We start from the raw sequence: 15,655 nt of genomic DNA, 5'->3' as shown, positions 1-15,655 counted from the left end.
TCGAAGGCCCTCCCCCAGGTCCGGGCCCCGGCTCGGGCCGAACGACCGCGACCGGCCTCGGGAAGCCGTCAGGCCCCGAACGGGCTGTTCGGCTCTGGGGCCACCCGATCGCCGGGCCTAGCGTCGGCGGTGAGGGGGTGTGTCCGATGCGCGAGTATTCGGTACCGATTGCCTATGACGTGAAGCCGGGCGACAACATCACCCAGGACGTGTTCGACCACGCGCGAACCTGGCCGGACGGCGTCGGGCTGAGGCGGCTGGTCGACGGCCAGTGGGTCCCCGTCACCTGGCGTGAGTTCACCCACCAGGTGAGCGCGCTGGCTGCGGGACTGATCGGGGCCGGTGTCTCGCCGGGTGACCGCGTGGCCCTCATGTCCCGGACGCGCTTCGAGTGGACGCTCGTCGACTACGCGATCCTGTCCGCCGGCGGTATCACCGTCCCGATCTACCCGACGTCTTCGCTGGAACAGGTCGAGTGGATCCTCGGCGACTCCGGCGCCACCGCCGTCGTCGTCGAGACGGGCGCGCACGCCCGGATGGTGGCCCAGGCGCGGGTGAACCTGCCTGCGCTCGGACCCGCCTGGGTGATGGCGGACGGTGGACTCGCCGAGCTCGAACGTCTCGGCGCGGACGTCAGCCCCGACGAGGTCTCCCAGCGGCGGACGACCCGTGGTGCAGCTGACCTCGCCGAGATCGTGTACACGTCCGGCACGACCGGGCGCCCCAAGGGCTGCATGCTCACGCACGGCAACGTCGTCGCCAACGCCTACAACTGCATGCAGAACGACGGCTTCGAGAAGGTCTTCAACGAGAACCACTCGACCCTGCTGTTCCTCCCCCTGGCGCACAGCTACGCGCAGGTCATCCAGTACGGCGCGCTGCACTCCCGCACGGTGCTCGGGTTGGTCGACATGCAGGACGCGATCGCCCAGCTGCCCGCGTTCCAGCCCACGGCGGTGCTGTCGGTGCCCCGGCTGTGGGAGAAGGCCTACAACAGCGCCGAGCACAAGGCTGCCGCCGAGGGCCACGCCAAGATCTTCGCCGCGGCTGCGAGGACCGCCATCGACTACAGCCAGGCGCTGGACTCCGGTGGCCCCGGCATCCTCCTGCGCCTCAAGCACGCCCTCTTCGACCGTCTCGTCTACGCGAAGGTCCGGGCCGCGCTCGGCGGCCACGTGCAGTACGCGTGGAGCGCCGCCGCGCCGCTGGGGCCCCGCCTGGGTCACTTCTTCCGCGGCGCCGGCATCAACGTCCTCGAGGCCTACGGCCTGACCGAGACCAGCCCGGCGACGAACTCGAACACCCCGGACGCGCAGAAGATCGGCACAGTGGGACGACCCATCCCCGGTTGCACGATCCGCATCGCCCCCGACGGTGAGGTGCTCGTCAAAGGACACGTCGTGTTCCAGGGGTACTGGAACAACAAGTCCGCCACCGACGAGATGATCGACGAGGGCGGTTGGCTGCACACCGGAGACATCGGAGCCCTCGACGAGGACGGGTTCCTCGCGATCACCGGGCGCAAGAAGGATCTGATCATCACCTCCGCGGGCAAGAACGTGGCACCGGCGGTGCTCGAGGACCGACTCCGCAGCGACTGGCTGATCAGCCAGAGCCTGGTCGTCGGCGACAACCAGCCCTACATCGCCGCCCTCGTCACCCTCGACCCCGAGGCGTTCGACCAGTGGAAGACCGACCACCACAAGCCCGCTGAGCGCAGCGTGGCTGACCTGAGCGGCGACCCCGAGCTGATCAGCGACGTCCAGAAGGCCGTGGACGAGGCGAACAAGGCCGTCTCGCGACCGGAGTCGATCCGCAAGTTCCGCATTCTCGGCGACGACTTCACCGAGGACGGCGGCCAGCTGACGCCCACCCTCAAGGTGCGTCGCTACGCAGTGCTGCAGGAGTTCGCGGAGGAGATCGAATCCATCTACAGCAGCTGACGCGCCAGGCCGGGCTTGTCAAGGGCCATTGAGTTCTCCCCGGGCGGTCGTGGGGCCTGCTCGGTGTGCCGGTGAAATCGCTAGCGTCGAGCGTGTGCCCGGAGCGCCGGCCGCACGCCCGGGGGGAGGCGTCATGGGTGCGACGACCAGTGGGTCCACCGACACCACCGGCTACCCGACGCCGAAGCTCTCGGTCGCCCGGATGTTCTACGACCGGGTGGCCGCCACCCCGCACGCCGAGGCGTACCGGTATCCCACCGGCGACGGGTGGACCTCGATCACCTGGGCCCGCACCGCGGAGACCGTCAGGACGACGGCCGCTGGCCTGCTGGCGCTGGGCATCCAACCGGAGCAGCGCGTCGCCATCGCCTCGGCCACCCGCATCGAGTGGCTCTACGCCGACCTCGCGATCATGTGCGCCGGGGCCGCGACGACCGCCGTGTACCCCTCGACGGCGGCGGACGACGTCGCCTACATCCTCGCCGACAGCGACACCCGGGTCGTCTTCGCCGAGGACGACGTGCAGGTCGCCAAGCTGCGAGCCGAGCGCGACCGCCTGCCCGACCTGATCCGTGTGATCACCTTCGACGGTCAGCCCGACGGGGAGTGGGTGCTGAGTCTGGCCGACCTGCAGGCGCTCGGCGCCCGACACCTCGTCGAGAACCCGACCTCCGTCGACGAGGCCGTGGCGGCGATCCAGCCCGAGCAGCTGGCCACGCTGATCTACACGTCGGGGACGACCGGCCGGCCGAAGGGCGTCGAACTGCCGCACCGGTGCTGGACCTACCTCGGCGCCGGGGCCGAGGCAATCGGGATCCTGCGCCCGGACGACTTCCATTACCTGTGGCTGCCGCTGTCGCACTCGTTCGGCAAGATGCTCGCGGCGGTGCAGCTGCAGATCGGATTCGCCACGGCGGTCGACGGGCGGATCGACCGGATCGTCGACAACCTCGCGGTGCTCCGGCCGACCTTCATGGCGGGCCCGCCCCGGATCTTCGAGAAGGTGCACGCGAAGGTCGTGCAGACCGTCCAGGAAGAGGGTGGGGTCAAGCTGCAGCTGTTCACGTGGGCCTTCGGCGTCGGCGGTCAGGTGTCCCGGGCCCGGGTCGAGGGCAGGCGCCCGAGCCCGCTCAAGCGGGTCCAGTTCGCGCTGGCCGATCGGTTGGTGCTGTCGAAGGTGCGGGCCCGGCTGGGCGGCCGGATCCGGTTCCTGGTCTCGGGCAGCGCTCCGCTGTCGCCGGACATCGCTGCGTGGTTCCATGCCGCCGGGATGGTGGTGATCGAGGGCTACGCGCTGACCGAGACCGGCGGTGGGGCGTGCATCGGCAGCCCGGAGGCGCCGGTGTTCGGGGTCGTCGGTCCGCCGCTGGTCGGTTCGGAGATCAGGCTGGCGGCCGACGGAGAGATCCTGATCCGGGGCCCTCTCGTGATGCGCGGGTACCACAACCTGCCCGGCGTGACGGGCGAGGTGCTGGCCGCCGACGGCTGGCTGGCCACCGGTGACATCGGTGAGATCGACGATGCGGGCCGGCTCCGGGTCACCGACCGCAAGAAGGACCTGATCAAGACCTCCGGCGGGAAGTACATCTCGCCGCAGGCGATCGAGGTCATGTTCAAGGCGGTCTGCCCGCTCGCGAGCCAGATGCTGGTGCACGCCGACCGGCGCAACTACGCGACCGCGCTGATCACCCTGGACCCCGAGGCGCTGGCCCAATGGGGGCGGGCGCAGGGGCTGACGGCGGTCGACTACCCGTCACTCGCCGCGGACCCGGCCGTGCACGCCTACGTGCAGTCCAGCATCGACGAGCTCAACGCCCGGTTGAACCGCTGGGAGACGATCAAGGATTTCCGAATCCTCGACCACGACCTGTCCGTCGAGGACGGCGAGTTGACGCCGAGCATGAAGGTCAAGCGCAAGGCGATGGAGACGAAGTACGCATCGCTGCTCGACTCGATGTACGACGCTCGGTCGCGAGGCTGACCACGTGACCCGGAGCGAGGACCTGCGGCAGCGGATCGTGGACGTGGCCGCGGAGCTGTTCGCCGAGAACGGCTACGGCGGCACCAAGTTGACGATGGTGGCCGAGCGAGCCGGCGTGTCGGCGCGAACGGTACGTCGACTCACCGGCGCGCGCGAGCAGCTGTTCGCGTTGGTGATCGCCACCAAGCTGACGTCCGAAGCCGCCGATCGCGTCGCGTCCGCAGCGGCCGACCCCGAAGCGACCCCGCCCTTGGCCGTGCTCGTCGACGCGGCGGCCCAGATCTTCGCCGCGCCGGAGTTCGGCTACGGCGTCCTCGAGCTCGAGGCGCTGATCCGCGCCCACCGGGACGACGCCGTCCGCGCCCTGGAGTCGGCGCGGCTGGACAAGCGCTGCACAAACATGGCGACGGTCGTCGAACAGGCCCGCCGGTCCGGCGGCCTCGACGACGCGGTCGACGACGCCGCCCTCGTCCACCTCATGCTGGCCCTGTCCGTCGGCCTCGCAGTGGTGGCCCCGGTGTCCCGGCGGCCGCGGCGCACGGACTGGAATGCGTTGATGGCCCGGATCGGTGTGGCCGTCGCGCCGGCGAAGCTGCTCCTGGCGGCCCAGGACGAACCCCGCAAGCCGTGGCGGTTGCGCATCGACATATCGGACCGCCCGGGCGGCCAGGCCCTGCTCGTCCGGGCGCTGAGCACCGTGCACGCGTACGTGGTGGCGAGCGCTGTGCTCGCCGCCGGCGACGGCATCCGCACGATCGATCTGGCCGTGACCGTGCCGGAGAGGGTCACCGCGGAGACGGTGCTGGCGGCGGCCATGGCGGCGGGCGGCAACGGTCACATCACGGAGGGCTCCGTGGACGACGGCCTCGACATGCCGACGCGGGTGCTCGACGGCGCCGCCGAGCTGGTCACCAACCCGGGGTCGGCGCCACTGGCCGCGGCTGCCCTGGTGGAGGCGGACCGTTTCGAGGTGACGGACGCGATCGAGGGCGAGGACGACGCGGCCGGCGTCCTGCGGCTGCAGTGGACCCCGGACCGCCACGTGGTGCTCCACCGCGACTGGGCCCCGTTCGCCCGGGCGGAGCAGACCCGGGCATCGGCGCTGCTGCGCCTTGCCACGGCGATCGCCAGCAGCAATGGTGACGCCGACGCGCTCGGCTGGGTCGAGCCGATGACGGGCGACGGCACGGTGTGGATCCGGTTGGGCCGTCCCGAGGACGCCGACGCGGTCGCGGCCATGCACGAACGCTGCTCCGAACGGACCCGCTACCGGCGCTACCTCACCGGGGTCGGCGAGTGGCGCGACCTCAGCCTGCGCCGGCTCGCGGGCGGCCACCGGGGCGCCACCCTCGTCGTCATGAACGAGGACGGCTCGATCGTGGCACTGGGCAATGTCTTCCCCGACGGCCCCGGCGACGCGCACGCGGCCGAGCTCGCGGAGATCGTCGAGGACGCCTACCAAGGCCGCGGCATCGGTACCCGGTTGCTCCGCCACATGCTGGAGCTCGCCCAGCGGCTCGGCTTCCAGAAGGTGGTCGCAACCGTGCTGGCCGAGAACACGCAGATGCTGACGATGCTGGAGGAGACGGGGTTGAACTGGACCCGCGAGCTCGGCGACAGAGTGCTCACCCTGCAGGCGCCGTTGCCCGTGCCGGAGGCCGGGTTGCAGGCCCCGGGCCGCTCGCCGCGGCGCCGCTCGTGAGGTGGTGAGGCCCCGCGTCCCGTCCGTCGGCGCCGGCCTCTTCGCCCGATAGCGTGACCGCATGCCCACATACCTCACTGCCGCCGACGCCGCGCGGGCCCACCGCGCCCTCGACTCGCTCCACTCGCTGATCTACTTCGCACCCGAGGCCGAGGAGGAGCTGACCGGGGTCGGGCTGCGGCCGGGGCGGATGTGTTACTTCGCCAGCCGGTCGGCGCCGATGGGCCCGGTCTCGCCGGGGGTCGTGGCCGCGACCTTCTACAACTTCAACCCGGCGCTGATCCGGCGACACATCCCGCGGGCCTGGACGCTCGCCTCGGCCGAGGACGTCGTGGCCGCACGGTTCCGGGCCGTCGATCGCGCCTACCAGCGCCTGCTCGGCGACGAGACGGCGAACGGGGCCGCGGTCTTCGAGGCGGCCGAACTCACCCGCGTCGCGACCGAGGGCCTGCCGGTCGGGGGGCGCCCGCTGTTCGCGGCGCATGCCGACCTCGACTGGCCCGAGGCACCGCACCTGGCCCTGTGGCACGCGATCTCGCTGCTGCGCGAGTTCCGCGGCGACGGCCACGTCGTGGCCCTGCTGGCCGGCGGTCTGACCGGCCTCGAGGCCCTGGTGACCCATACCGCCACGGGGCGCGGCTTCACCGTCGAGGCGGCCAAGGCGACCCGCGGCTGGTCCGACGAGGAGTGGGCCGCGGCCGAGCAGGGCCTGCGCGCGCGCGGCCTGGTCAACTCCGAAGGCCTCACGCCCGCCGGCGTCGCCGTGCGCGACGCGATCGAGGCCGAGACCGACCGGCTGGCCCTGGAGCCGTGGCTGCGTCTCGGCGCCGACCGGCTCGCCCGCCTGATCGAGCTCGGCAAGGAACTCAGCCGGGCCGCCCTCGGCGCCGGGGCGTTCCCGACCGGGGTGTTCGCGACGAAGAAGTAGGTCAGTGCGCCACCCCGGCGCGCACGTGCTCGAAGATCAGGTTGGTCTCGGTCAGCGCGACGTCGGGGTCGCCGCTGAGGTTGACGACGACGAAGTCACGCAGGTTGTCGGTGCTGGTCGCCGCGATGTGCACGTGGAAGTCGTCGGCGCCGCCGAGGAAGAAGACGTTCAGCACCTCGGGCAGGTCGGCGATCTTGGCCATGAAGTCCGGGATGTGACCGCGCGCGTGCGACTGCAGCCGCACCGCGATCATGGCCTGGATGGGCCGCCCGAGCGCGGCCGGATCGATGTCGGCGTGGTAGCCGCGGATCACCCCCCGCTCGCGCAGCGCGCGGACCCGGCCGAGGCAGGTCGACGGGGCGATGCCGACCCGCTCGGCGAGGGCGTTGTTCGCGATCCGGGCGTCGTCGGCGAGGATGCGCAGCAGGCGCAGATCGGTGCCGTCCAGCTCGTCCCGAACATTGTTCGACGCCGGCGCGAACCGGGCCGGTTCCGGAGAATTTCTGCGGGCCACGCGCCGAGCCTACAGAATCTTGTGCGACCGGGTAGGCAGCGCGGCGCCGATCCTTCATTCTGAGGGTCGTATTCACGTCAGCGATTCGAGGAGATCAGCGATGAAGGTCGGCATCCCGCGCGAGGTCAAGAACAACGAGTTCCGGGTCGCGATCACCCCGGCCGGGGTCCACGAGCTCACCCGTCACGGCCACGAGGTCGTCATCGAGCGCGAGGCCGGCGTGGGTTCGGCGATCCAGGACGCCGACTTCGTCGCCGCCGGCGCGAAGATCCTCGACACGGCCGACGACGTATGGGGCAGCGCGGACATGGTGCTCAAGGTCAAGGAGCCCATCGCGGAGGAGTACCACCGCATGCGCAAGGACCAGGTGCTGTTCACCTACCTGCACCTCGCCGCCGACAAGGCCTGCACCGACGCGCTGCTCTCGGCCGGCACGACCGGCATCGCCTACGAGACCGTGCAGCTCGCGGACAACTCGCTGCCGCTGCTGGCCCCGATGTCCGAGGTCGCCGGCCGCCTCGCCCCGCAGGTCGGCTCCTACCACCTCATGCGCCAGGGCGGCGGCCGCGGCACCCTCATGGGCGGTGTGCCCGGTGTCTACGCCGCGAAGGTCGTCGTCATCGGCGCCGGCGTCTCGGGCCAGAACGCCGCGGCCATCGCGCTCGGCATGCAGGCCGAGGTGCTGCTGCTCGACAAGAATGTCGCCCGCCTGCGCCAGATGGACGCGATCTACCAGGGCCACTGCCAGACCGTCGCCTCCAACGCCTACGAGGTCGAGCGGGCCGTGCTCGACGCCGACCTGGTCATCGGTGCCGTGCTGATCCCGGGCGCGAAGGCGCCGACTCTGATCAGCAACGAGCTCGTCTCGCGGATGAAGCCGGGCTCGGTGCTCGTCGACATCTCGATCGACCAGGGCGGCTGCTTCGAGGACTCGCGCCCGACCACCCACGCCGAGCCGACCTACCAGGTGCACAACTCGGTCTTCTACTGCGTGGCCAACATGCCCGGCGCGGTGCCGCACACCTCGACCTACGCGCTGACCAACGTGACGCTCCCCTACGCCGTCGAGCTGGCCGACCGCGGCTGGCGCGACGCGTCGCGGCGTGACCCCGCGCTCGCGCTCGGCCTCAACACCCACGAGGGCCGGCTGACCAACGCCCCGGTCGCCGAGGCGCACGGCTACGAGTCCGTCGACCTCGCGGACGTCCTCGCCTGACCCAGCCCGTCACGTCTCGAAGGGTTGAGTGGCGAGTAACTCGAGTGGGTGGCGAGTAACTACTCGCCACCCGACCATGGACTCGCCACTCAACCGGAACGAGGAGCGGCGGACGTCGTCTGGGCCGAGCGTCCCGCAACCGCACGTTCGGAGGGATCGATGACCGACTACCGGCAGCTGTCGCTCTGGTTCGACCAGCTGCCCGGCTCGATCACGCCCCGCGCGGCCCTGACCGGGGATCTCGACGTCGACGTCGCGATCGTCGGGGCGGGGTACACCGGGCTCTGGACGGCGTACTACCTCCAGGCCCACGACCCGTCCCTGCGTATCGCCCTGGTCGAGAGCGAGATCGCCGGCTTCGGCGCGTCGGGCCGTAACGGCGGCTGGTGTTCCGCGTTGTTCCCGGTGAGCATCGCGACGCTCGCCGCCGAGGCGGGTCACGCTGCGGCGACCGCGCAGTACCTCGCGATGCGAGCATCCATCGACGAGGTCCTGCGGGTCGCTACCGCCGAGGGCATCGACGCCGACATCGCCCGCGGCGGCACGGTGGTGCTCGCCCGCTCTCCCGCCCAGTTGGCGCGCGCCCGGGCCGAGGCGGTCGAGTCCGACGAGTTCGGCCTGGACGTCACCCTGCTCGGCGCGGACGAGGCCCGGAAGCGGGTGAACGCCACCGACGTGCTCGGCGCGAGTTTCACGCCGCACTGCGCGGCGCTGCAGCCGGCCAAGCTGGTGCGCGGCCTGGCCGAGGTGGTCGAGGCCCGCGGCGCGTGGATCTTCGAACGCACCCCGGCGCTCCGCCTCGAACCGCACGCCGTGCGCACCGCGCACGGCACCGTCCGGGCCGCGACCGTCGTGCGGGCGACCGAGGGCTACACCGCCCGGCTGCGCGGCGCCCGGCGCGCGCTGGCGCCGGTGTACTCGCTGATCGTCGCCACCGAGCCACTGCCCGATTCGGTGTGGGACGAGATCGGGCTGCGCGAGCGCGAGACGTTCAGCGACCATCGCCACCTCATCGTCTACGGCCAGCGCAGTGCCGACGGCCGCTTGGTGTTCGGCGGGCGAGGGGCGCCGTACCACCTCGGCTCGCGCATCCGATCCGAGTACGACCGGGTACCGGCGGTCTTCGCCGCGCTCGAGGCAACCGTGCGCGAGCTGTTCCCCGTGCTCGCGACGACGCGGTTCACGCACCGCTGGGGCGGTCCGCTCGGCATCGCCCGCGACTGGCACGCGTCGGTCGGGCTCGACCGCGCGACCGGTCTCGCCCGGGCCGGCGGGTACGTCGGCGACGGCGTCTCGACGACCAACCTCGCCGGCCGCACCCTCGCCGACCTGATCACGGAAAGGTCAAGCGACTTGACCACCCTGCCCTGGGTCGGACACCGCTCGCGCAACTGGGAACCCGAGCCGCTGCGCTGGATCGGGGCCAACCTCGGCCTGCAGGCGATGACGTGGGCCGACCACGCCGAGAACCGTGGTGGCCGGCCCTCGCGCATGGCCGCGCTCGTGAACGCGATGATGGGTCGATGAGCGACCGAACTCGACTGAGCCGGCTGCGTGAGAAGGCGCGCACGGATCGCGCGTCGTTGGACGCGTTGCTCGACTCGACGCTGGTCGGTCACTTCGGACTCGTCGACGACGACGGGCGTCCCGTCGTCGTCCCGACCGCGATCGTGCGCGACGGCGACCGCGTGCTGCTGCACGGCTCGACCGGGTCGCGCTGGATGCGCCGGCTGGCCGACGGCGCCCCGACCTGCCTGACCGTCACCGCCCTGGACGGCTACGTCGTCGCGCGCTCGGCCTTCGAGTCGTCGCTGCACTACCGCAGCGCGGTGCTGTTCGGCTCGTGCACCCGCCTGCCCGACACCGAGGTCGAGGTCGCGCTCGACCGGGTCACCGAGCGGATGCTGCCCGGCCGCACCGCCGAGGTGCGGCGGCCGCAGCGCAAGGAACTCGAGGCGACGCTCGTGCTGGCGCTGCCGATCGCGGAGTGGTCGCTGAAGGTGTCGGACGGTTGGCCCGACGACGGCCCGGACGACGTCGCGGGTCCGGCCTGGGCCGGCGTCGTGCCGCTGGCGCACGTCGCCCGCGGGCCGATCGCGGCGCCCGATCTGCGCGCCGGCATCGCCTGCCCACCGTCGGTCACCGGGCTGACGTCGTCCGGCTGACGGCCGGGCCGGACTGCCTCCGGCGTCGGGACGAATGCCATCTGGTCGAGCGCCCGGTGCGGCCTCAGCGTGGACCGCATGAGCCGGACACTGAGCAAGCCGCGACGGGCGACACCGACGCCGACACCGACACCGAGCGGCGACCTGCACGAGGACTACCCGTGGGGCATCCGCCTCGTGGATCACCCGCCTCGCTTCACCTCACCGGAGTTCCGGGCGGCGAAGAACGCGGCCCAACACATCCTCGCCGAGGTGAGTGCGGACGACCTGCCGTACGGCCCCGGCCCGTGGGAGATGCACCACGGCGGCAGCCTGCACGTGAAGACCCCCGACGGATGGCGGCTGTTCCGGGCCCGGGTCGGCATCGAGTGGAGCCTGCAGTTCTGCGCCGAGCCGGGCAAGGTCGACCGGCTGCGCCGGGACGCGCAGGACCTCATGGCCGCGTTCCCGCTGACCGTGCCCGCGCTCGAGGCGTTCGGGTACGGCCGCGCCCGCACGCTGCTGGGCACGCCCATCACCGATGCCGCCGGCGTCGCCCGATGGACGGACAGCATCTTCAACGCGTGCGTGCCCCTCAGCCGGGACAACCACCAGGGGATCCTGCCGGGCGTACCCGGCGAGCACCACTACCCGTGGCCGGTGAAGGGGGCCGACTTCATCCGCTACGCGGACTTCCCACTGTGGATCACCCTGCCCGACGGCACGCACGGTGCGGTGACGCCGCTCCACCATCGGGGATCGGGTGACGGCCACCTGCGGCTGGTCTACGCGCGGCACGGCACGGTCGCCGGTCGCGCGCTCGCCGCGGCGCAGGCCGCCGACCGGATGGCGGTGATCGCCCCCAACAGCCGCCTGGCCCTGACCGCGTTCGCCGCTCAGATCGCGCCCGGCAGCCGCACCGCGTCGCAGCCGCTGCACGCCCGGACACCGGCGGGTCAGCGGGGGGCGGGCGCTCCGTAACGCAGGCCGTCCATCAGCAGGTCGACGAGACGCCCCGTGCGATCGGCCCAGCCGGGGGTGTCGGCGGCCATGCAGATGCCACCCATGGCCCGCAGCAGATCGGACGGGTCGACGTCGGATCGGATGGTCCCGGCGTCGACGGCGGCCGCGACGAGCGTGCCGATGGCGCCCTGGATGCGTTGGTGGCTCTGGGTGAACAGGTCGGAATCGGCGCCCAGGAAGGACTTGAGCGCCATCGCCATGCCCCGCTTGCGGGCGACATAGAGCGCGAACGCACGCATCCAGGCGGCGAGCGCGGCGTCGGGCGGGTTGTGGGCCAGCAGGTCGTCGACGCCGTCGCAGAGCATCTCGACCTCGTGGCGGTAAACGGCCTCGATCAGGACGTCGCGAGTGGGGAAGTGCCGGTAGAGCGTGCCGATGCCGACCTGGGCCCGGCGGGCGATCTCCTCGAGCGGGGCCTCGATGCCTCGCTCGTCGAACAGCTCGGCCGCGGCGGTGACGAGCAGCTCGCGGTTGCGCTTGGCGTCGGCGCGCTGGGCCCGCGGGGCAGCCGCAACCGCCTCGTCGTCCACCTGCTGCGCCGATCGCGACACGCCGTACCTCCAGGAACTCACTTGCAAACCGGAGGGTGCCTCCGTATCGTTGTTCCGGAGGGCCCTTCCGCTTACCGATGCTACTACGCGTTTCGAGGTCTAGCTCGTGACTGTCTCCACTCCACAACGTTCGCAAACAGGCCGGGTCTCGCGACGCACGGCCGCCCCCCGAGCCCGCCGGCAGAACCACGCGGGTCTCGTCCTCACCCTGATCCTCACCTGCCAGCTCATGGTCGTGCTCGACGCGACCATCGTGAACATCGCGCTGCAGGACATCAAGACCGCCCTGCACTTCTCCCCCGCCGGCCTGTCGTGGGTGGTCAACGCCTACACGCTCACCTTCGGCGGCCTGCTGCTGCTCGGTGCCCGCGCGGGTGACCTGCTCGGGCGCCGCCAGGTGTTCCTGGCCGGTATCGCGCTGTTCACCGTCGCCTCGTTCGCCGGCGGGTTCGCCCAGAACCCGGGCGAGCTGCTCGCGGCCCGCGCGGTTCAGGGCATCGGTGGCGCGCTCGCGTCGCCGTCGGCCCTGGCCCTGCTCATGACGATGTTCCCGTCGCCGCGTGAGCGCACCCGGGCCATCGGCCTCTACACCGCCGTCTCCATCGGCGGCAGCGCGCTCGGCCTCATCGCCGGCGGCATGCTGTCGGAGTGGGCGTCATGGCGCTGGGTGCTGTTCGTCAACGTCCCGATCGGCGCGGTCCTGCTGCTGCTCGCCCGCAGGGTGCTGCCCGAGACCGAGCGCCAGCACGGTCACTTCGACATCGCCGGCGCGATCACCTCGACGCTCGGCATGACCGCGCTCGTCTACGGCTTCGTCCACGCCGCCACCAGCGGCTGGTCCGACGCCGAGACGATCGGCTCGTTCGCCGTCGGCCTCGTGCTGCTCGCCGCGTTCGTCCGCACCGAACTGCACGCCGAGGCGCCGATCACGCCGCTACGGCTGTTCGCCGACCGCAACCGCTCGAGCTCGTACGTGGCCCGGCTGCTGCTCGTCGCCGGGATGATGGGGATGTTCTTCTTCCTCACCCAGTTCCTGCGCGGGGTGCTCGGCTACAGCGACCTCAAGACCGGGTTCGCGTTCGTCCCGCTGACGATGATGGTGTTCACCGCCTCGCAGCTGTCGGCCCGCTACCTCGTCGAGCTCGTCGGGGCGCACCGGCTGATGATCATCGGCATCTCGTTCTCGACGCTCGGCATGCTGTGGCTGACCCAGCTGGCCGAGGGCAGCGGCTACCTGTCGCTGGTCGGTCCGCTGCTGGTGTTCGGCCTGGGCAACGGGCTCGCGTTCGTGCCGCTGACCACCGCGGCCCTCGACGGCGTCGAGCCGCGGGACGCCGGGGCGGCGTCCGGACTCGTGAACGTCATGCAGCAGCTCGGCGGATCGCTCGGGCTCGCCGTCCTGGTCACCGTGTTCGGCACCGCGAGCAAGTCGGCCGCGGCGCACACCCCGGTCGGGCTCTCGCCCGCCGAAGCAGCGCGGCACGTTTACGTCGTCGCCGCCGACCGCTCCTTCTGGGCGGCGACGATCTTCCTGGCCGGGACGCTCCTGCTGGTGTCGTTCGCGATCCGCACCCGTCCGCGCCCGCCGGTCGTCGAGGTGGCGCCGGAGCCGGCGTTCGCCGAGTAGTCCCGTCAGGCCGGGACGTGCTGGCGCCGCAGCTCGACGGCCAGAGTGTCCAGGCTGTTGGTGATGCGGTCGGTCGCCTGGACCAGCGTGGTCGCCGTCGCGCGGCCGCCGACCCGGTCGGGGTCGGCGGTCAGTGCGGCGGCGAGCGCGTCCTGCCGCGGCCGCAGCTTCGGGGTCGGCTCGGGGGTCGCGCCATCGCGCACCGCGACCCGGATCGCCTCGAGCGCCTCACCGGCGGCGGCGAGGAACGCCTCGAGCTCGGGAACGCCGCCGCCCTCGCGCACCGGACGCCGGACGGCGTCGAGGGTCAGCGTGGCGTGCACGAAGCGGTGCGTGTGGGCCAGCACGGTCTGCCCGAGCTCCACCTGGGCCTGACCCCGCACCGGCTCGGCCCGGGCCCGGTCGATCGAGGCCTGGGCGTTGCTGCGGGCGAGCCGCGACGCCGCCCGGGCGCGGTCCAGCGACTCGCGGTCGGTAGCCGGATCGGCCACCGCGCGCAGGTAGTCGTGGTACGCGGCGAGCAGCGCGGCCAGCCGGGCCGGCACGAACTGCCGCTCCCAGGCCGGCAGGGCCAGCGCGGCGAGCACGGCCAGCCCGCCGCCGACGAGGGTCGCCAGCGCCCGGCTCGCGAACGTCTCCCCCGGCGGCACGCCCTGGATCGCCAGCAGGATCACGACGAGCCCCGACAGCCCGACCGCCGACAGCCCGACGTTGCCCGGCCCGGCGAAGCGCATCCCGAACGCGAACACGGCCACCAGGGCCACGTGCCACCAGTCGCCGCCGGGCACCCGATGCACGAGTTCGGTGGCGACGAGCAGCCCGACGATCGTGCCGACCGAGCGCAGGACCGAGCGCTGCAGGGTGGCCCCGAAGTCCGGCCGCAGGACGACCAGGATCGTCAGCGACACCCAGTAGCCGCGATCGAGACCCATCAGGCGGACGACGAGATCGGACGCGGCGACCAGCAGCGCGATCCGCACCCCGTGACGCAGCACGGCCGAGTCCGGTGTCAGGTTGGCCCGCAGGATCGCCACCGGGTCGCGCAGCAGCCGCGCGGTCGCGGTGCCCCGCTCCTCACCGCGGCGGCCCTCACTGGCGCCGGTGCGGGTGCTCTCGACCGCCGCCCGCAGCTGGCCCGAGAGCGCCCGCAGCCGGGCCGCCGTCGCCAGCCGGGTCGGCTCGCCCGGCGCCTCGGCGCTGTTCTCGAGCCGGGCTATCGCGTGCTTCACCGCGGCCCGGGCCTGCTCCAGCACCGCGTCGGCGACCGGTCGCGGGACGTCGAGGGCGGCCGCGATCTCGTCGAGCACGTCACCGGCCGAGCCGAGGGCCGCCCGCACGAGCCCGGCCAGGATCGGGTTGCGGTCGCGGGAGAGGCGCTCGGTCGCCGCGGTGACGACGACGATCTCGCGGCGGATCCGCTCGGCCTCGTCGAGCAGCACCCGGTAGGCCTCGACGCTCGGGCCGTGGTCGTGGCCCAGGCCGTACAGGGTCTGCCGCACGGCCGTGAGCGTGTCGGCGGCGGGCGGCCCGGCCACGGCGCCGCGCGGGCTCCGCGCCGCGCCGGCCAGCTCGCGGTACAGCTTGGCCAGCGCGGCCCGCTCGGGCTGGTGGCGGCGCAGCGGCCAGCCGGCCAGGGCCAGCACGGTCTGGATCGCGCCGCCGGCGAACACGAGCAGGGCCACGTGCAGCGCCACGGACGGCGGCTGCGGGGTGTGGCCGAGGATCAGCGCGGCGGCGACGCCGGCGATGCCGACCTGGGTGGCACTCGGACCAGCGGTGACGAGCAGCCCGGCGCCCAGGGCGAGGACGAGGAGCAGGAGCACCGACGCGGCGTCGCTGCGCGAGGCGACGACGGCCACGCCGCTGGTGATCGCGGCGGCGAGACCGGTGCCGAGCATGCGCAGCATCCGCAGCCGGTAGGGGCCGGGCCGGTCGGCGAAGCCGGTCTGCAGCGCGCCGATGGTCGTCGCGAGGCCGAGCGCGGCGCCGCCGGCGATCGTCCCCACGGCGAGGGGAATGGCAGTGC

The 15,655-nt window shown here is 72.5% G+C and carries 12 protein-coding genes; 9 read left to right on the top strand and 3 right to left on the bottom strand.

Features of this window, described 5'->3' with window-relative positions:
• Positions 1 to 146: 146 nt before the first annotated feature.
• The 4 genes from VGN18_RS02055 (at position 147) to VGN18_RS02040 (ending at position 6,554) form a co-directional block, all read left to right on the top strand.
• On the top strand, positions 147 to 1,943 hold the full coding sequence (locus tag VGN18_RS02055) for a long-chain fatty acid--CoA ligase (RefSeq protein WP_327537963.1): 1,797 nt from the start codon (positions 147 to 149) through the stop codon (positions 1,941 to 1,943).
• 133 nt (positions 1,944 to 2,076) lie between these two features.
• Positions 2,077 to 3,924, top strand: a complete 1,848-nt coding sequence (locus VGN18_RS02050; RefSeq protein WP_327537962.1) for a long-chain fatty acid--CoA ligase — start codon at positions 2,077 to 2,079, stop codon at positions 3,922 to 3,924.
• Between the two features lie 4 nt (positions 3,925 to 3,928).
• A complete protein-coding gene (locus tag VGN18_RS02045; protein WP_327537961.1) occupies positions 3,929 to 5,626 on the top strand; it encodes a GNAT family N-acetyltransferase in 1,698 nt (565 codons plus the stop codon).
• A 61-nt stretch (positions 5,627 to 5,687) separates the two neighbouring features.
• Positions 5,688 to 6,554 carry an SCO6745 family protein gene (locus VGN18_RS02040; protein WP_327537960.1) on the top strand — a complete coding sequence of 289 codons (867 nt, stop codon included), beginning with the start codon at positions 5,688 to 5,690 and terminating at the stop codon, positions 6,552 to 6,554.
• A 1-nt stretch (position 6,555) separates the two neighbouring features.
• Here VGN18_RS02040 and VGN18_RS02035 read toward each other — a convergent pair whose 3' ends face one another.
• Positions 6,556 to 7,068: an Lrp/AsnC family transcriptional regulator gene (locus VGN18_RS02035; RefSeq protein ID WP_327537959.1), complete on the bottom strand. Its 513-nt coding sequence runs from the start codon at positions 7,066 to 7,068 to the stop codon at positions 6,556 to 6,558.
• A gap of 100 nt (positions 7,069 to 7,168) precedes the next feature.
• On the opposite strand from VGN18_RS02035, the gene ald reads away from it, so the two are divergent.
• The 4 genes from ald (at position 7,169) to VGN18_RS02015 (ending at position 11,409) form a co-directional block, all read left to right on the top strand.
• A complete protein-coding gene (gene ald / locus VGN18_RS02030; protein ID WP_327537958.1) occupies positions 7,169 to 8,284 on the top strand; it encodes an alanine dehydrogenase in 1,116 nt (371 codons plus the stop codon).
• 159 nt (positions 8,285 to 8,443) lie between these two features.
• On the top strand, positions 8,444 to 9,811 hold the full coding sequence (locus VGN18_RS02025; protein ID WP_327537957.1) for an FAD-dependent oxidoreductase: 1,368 nt from the start codon (positions 8,444 to 8,446) through the stop codon (positions 9,809 to 9,811).
• Positions 9,808 to 10,449, top strand: coding sequence for a pyridoxamine 5'-phosphate oxidase family protein (locus VGN18_RS02020; protein WP_327537956.1), 642 nt, complete (start codon positions 9,808 to 9,810; stop codon positions 10,447 to 10,449). The genes VGN18_RS02025 and VGN18_RS02020 overlap by 4 nt, the downstream gene beginning before the upstream one ends.
• Positions 10,450 to 10,527: 78 nt before the next feature.
• Complete coding sequence (locus VGN18_RS02015; RefSeq protein WP_327537955.1) at positions 10,528 to 11,409, top strand: DUF6424 family protein; 882 nt, start codon at positions 10,528 to 10,530, stop codon at positions 11,407 to 11,409.
• Here VGN18_RS02015 and VGN18_RS02010 read toward each other — a convergent pair.
• The gene (locus VGN18_RS02010; RefSeq protein WP_327537954.1) at positions 11,385 to 12,023 is read right to left on the bottom strand and encodes a TetR/AcrR family transcriptional regulator; all 639 of its coding nucleotides are present in this window, start codon (positions 12,021 to 12,023) and stop codon (positions 11,385 to 11,387) included. The two genes, VGN18_RS02015 and VGN18_RS02010, sit on opposite strands and share 25 nt — an antisense overlap.
• An 85-nt stretch (positions 12,024 to 12,108) precedes the next feature.
• Between VGN18_RS02010 and VGN18_RS02005 the strand changes: the two genes are divergently transcribed.
• Complete coding sequence (locus VGN18_RS02005; RefSeq protein ID WP_327537953.1) at positions 12,109 to 13,629, top strand: MFS transporter; 1,521 nt, start codon at positions 12,109 to 12,111, stop codon at positions 13,627 to 13,629.
• A gap of 5 nt (positions 13,630 to 13,634) precedes the next feature.
• Here VGN18_RS02005 and VGN18_RS02000 read toward each other — a convergent pair whose 3' ends face one another.
• Positions 13,635 to 15,635, bottom strand: a complete 2,001-nt coding sequence (locus VGN18_RS02000; RefSeq protein ID WP_327537952.1) for an FUSC family protein — start codon at positions 15,633 to 15,635, stop codon at positions 13,635 to 13,637.
• Positions 15,636 to 15,655 lie beyond the last annotated feature (20 nt).

Origin of the sequence: Jatrophihabitans sp., assembly GCF_036000465.1 — a bacterium.
Lineage (GTDB): Bacteria > Actinomycetota > Actinomycetes > Mycobacteriales > Jatrophihabitantaceae > Jatrophihabitans.
The sequence above is the reverse complement of the archived record's forward strand: the minus strand, read 5'-3'. Positions and strand labels throughout refer to the sequence as shown.

Bases quoted from the DNA above. Each gene is read 5' to 3' on its own strand.
- VGN18_RS02025 (WP_327537957.1), top strand. From the start codon at position 8,444: ATGACCGACTACCGGCAGCTGTCGCTCTGGTTCGACCAGCTGCCCGGC.
- VGN18_RS02050 (WP_327537962.1), top strand. From the start codon at position 2,077: ATGGGTGCGACGACCAGTGGGTCCACCGACACCACCGGCTACCCGACG.
- VGN18_RS02040 (WP_327537960.1), top strand. From the start codon at position 5,688: ATGCCCACATACCTCACTGCCGCCGACGCCGCGCGGGCCCACCGCGCC.
- VGN18_RS02015 (WP_327537955.1), top strand. From the start codon at position 10,528: ATGAGCCGGACACTGAGCAAGCCGCGACGGGCGACACCGACGCCGACA.
- VGN18_RS02020 (WP_327537956.1), top strand. From the start codon at position 9,808: ATGAGCGACCGAACTCGACTGAGCCGGCTGCGTGAGAAGGCGCGCACG.
- VGN18_RS02055 (WP_327537963.1), top strand. From the start codon at position 147: ATGCGCGAGTATTCGGTACCGATTGCCTATGACGTGAAGCCGGGCGAC.
- ald (WP_327537958.1), top strand. From the start codon at position 7,169: ATGAAGGTCGGCATCCCGCGCGAGGTCAAGAACAACGAGTTCCGGGTC.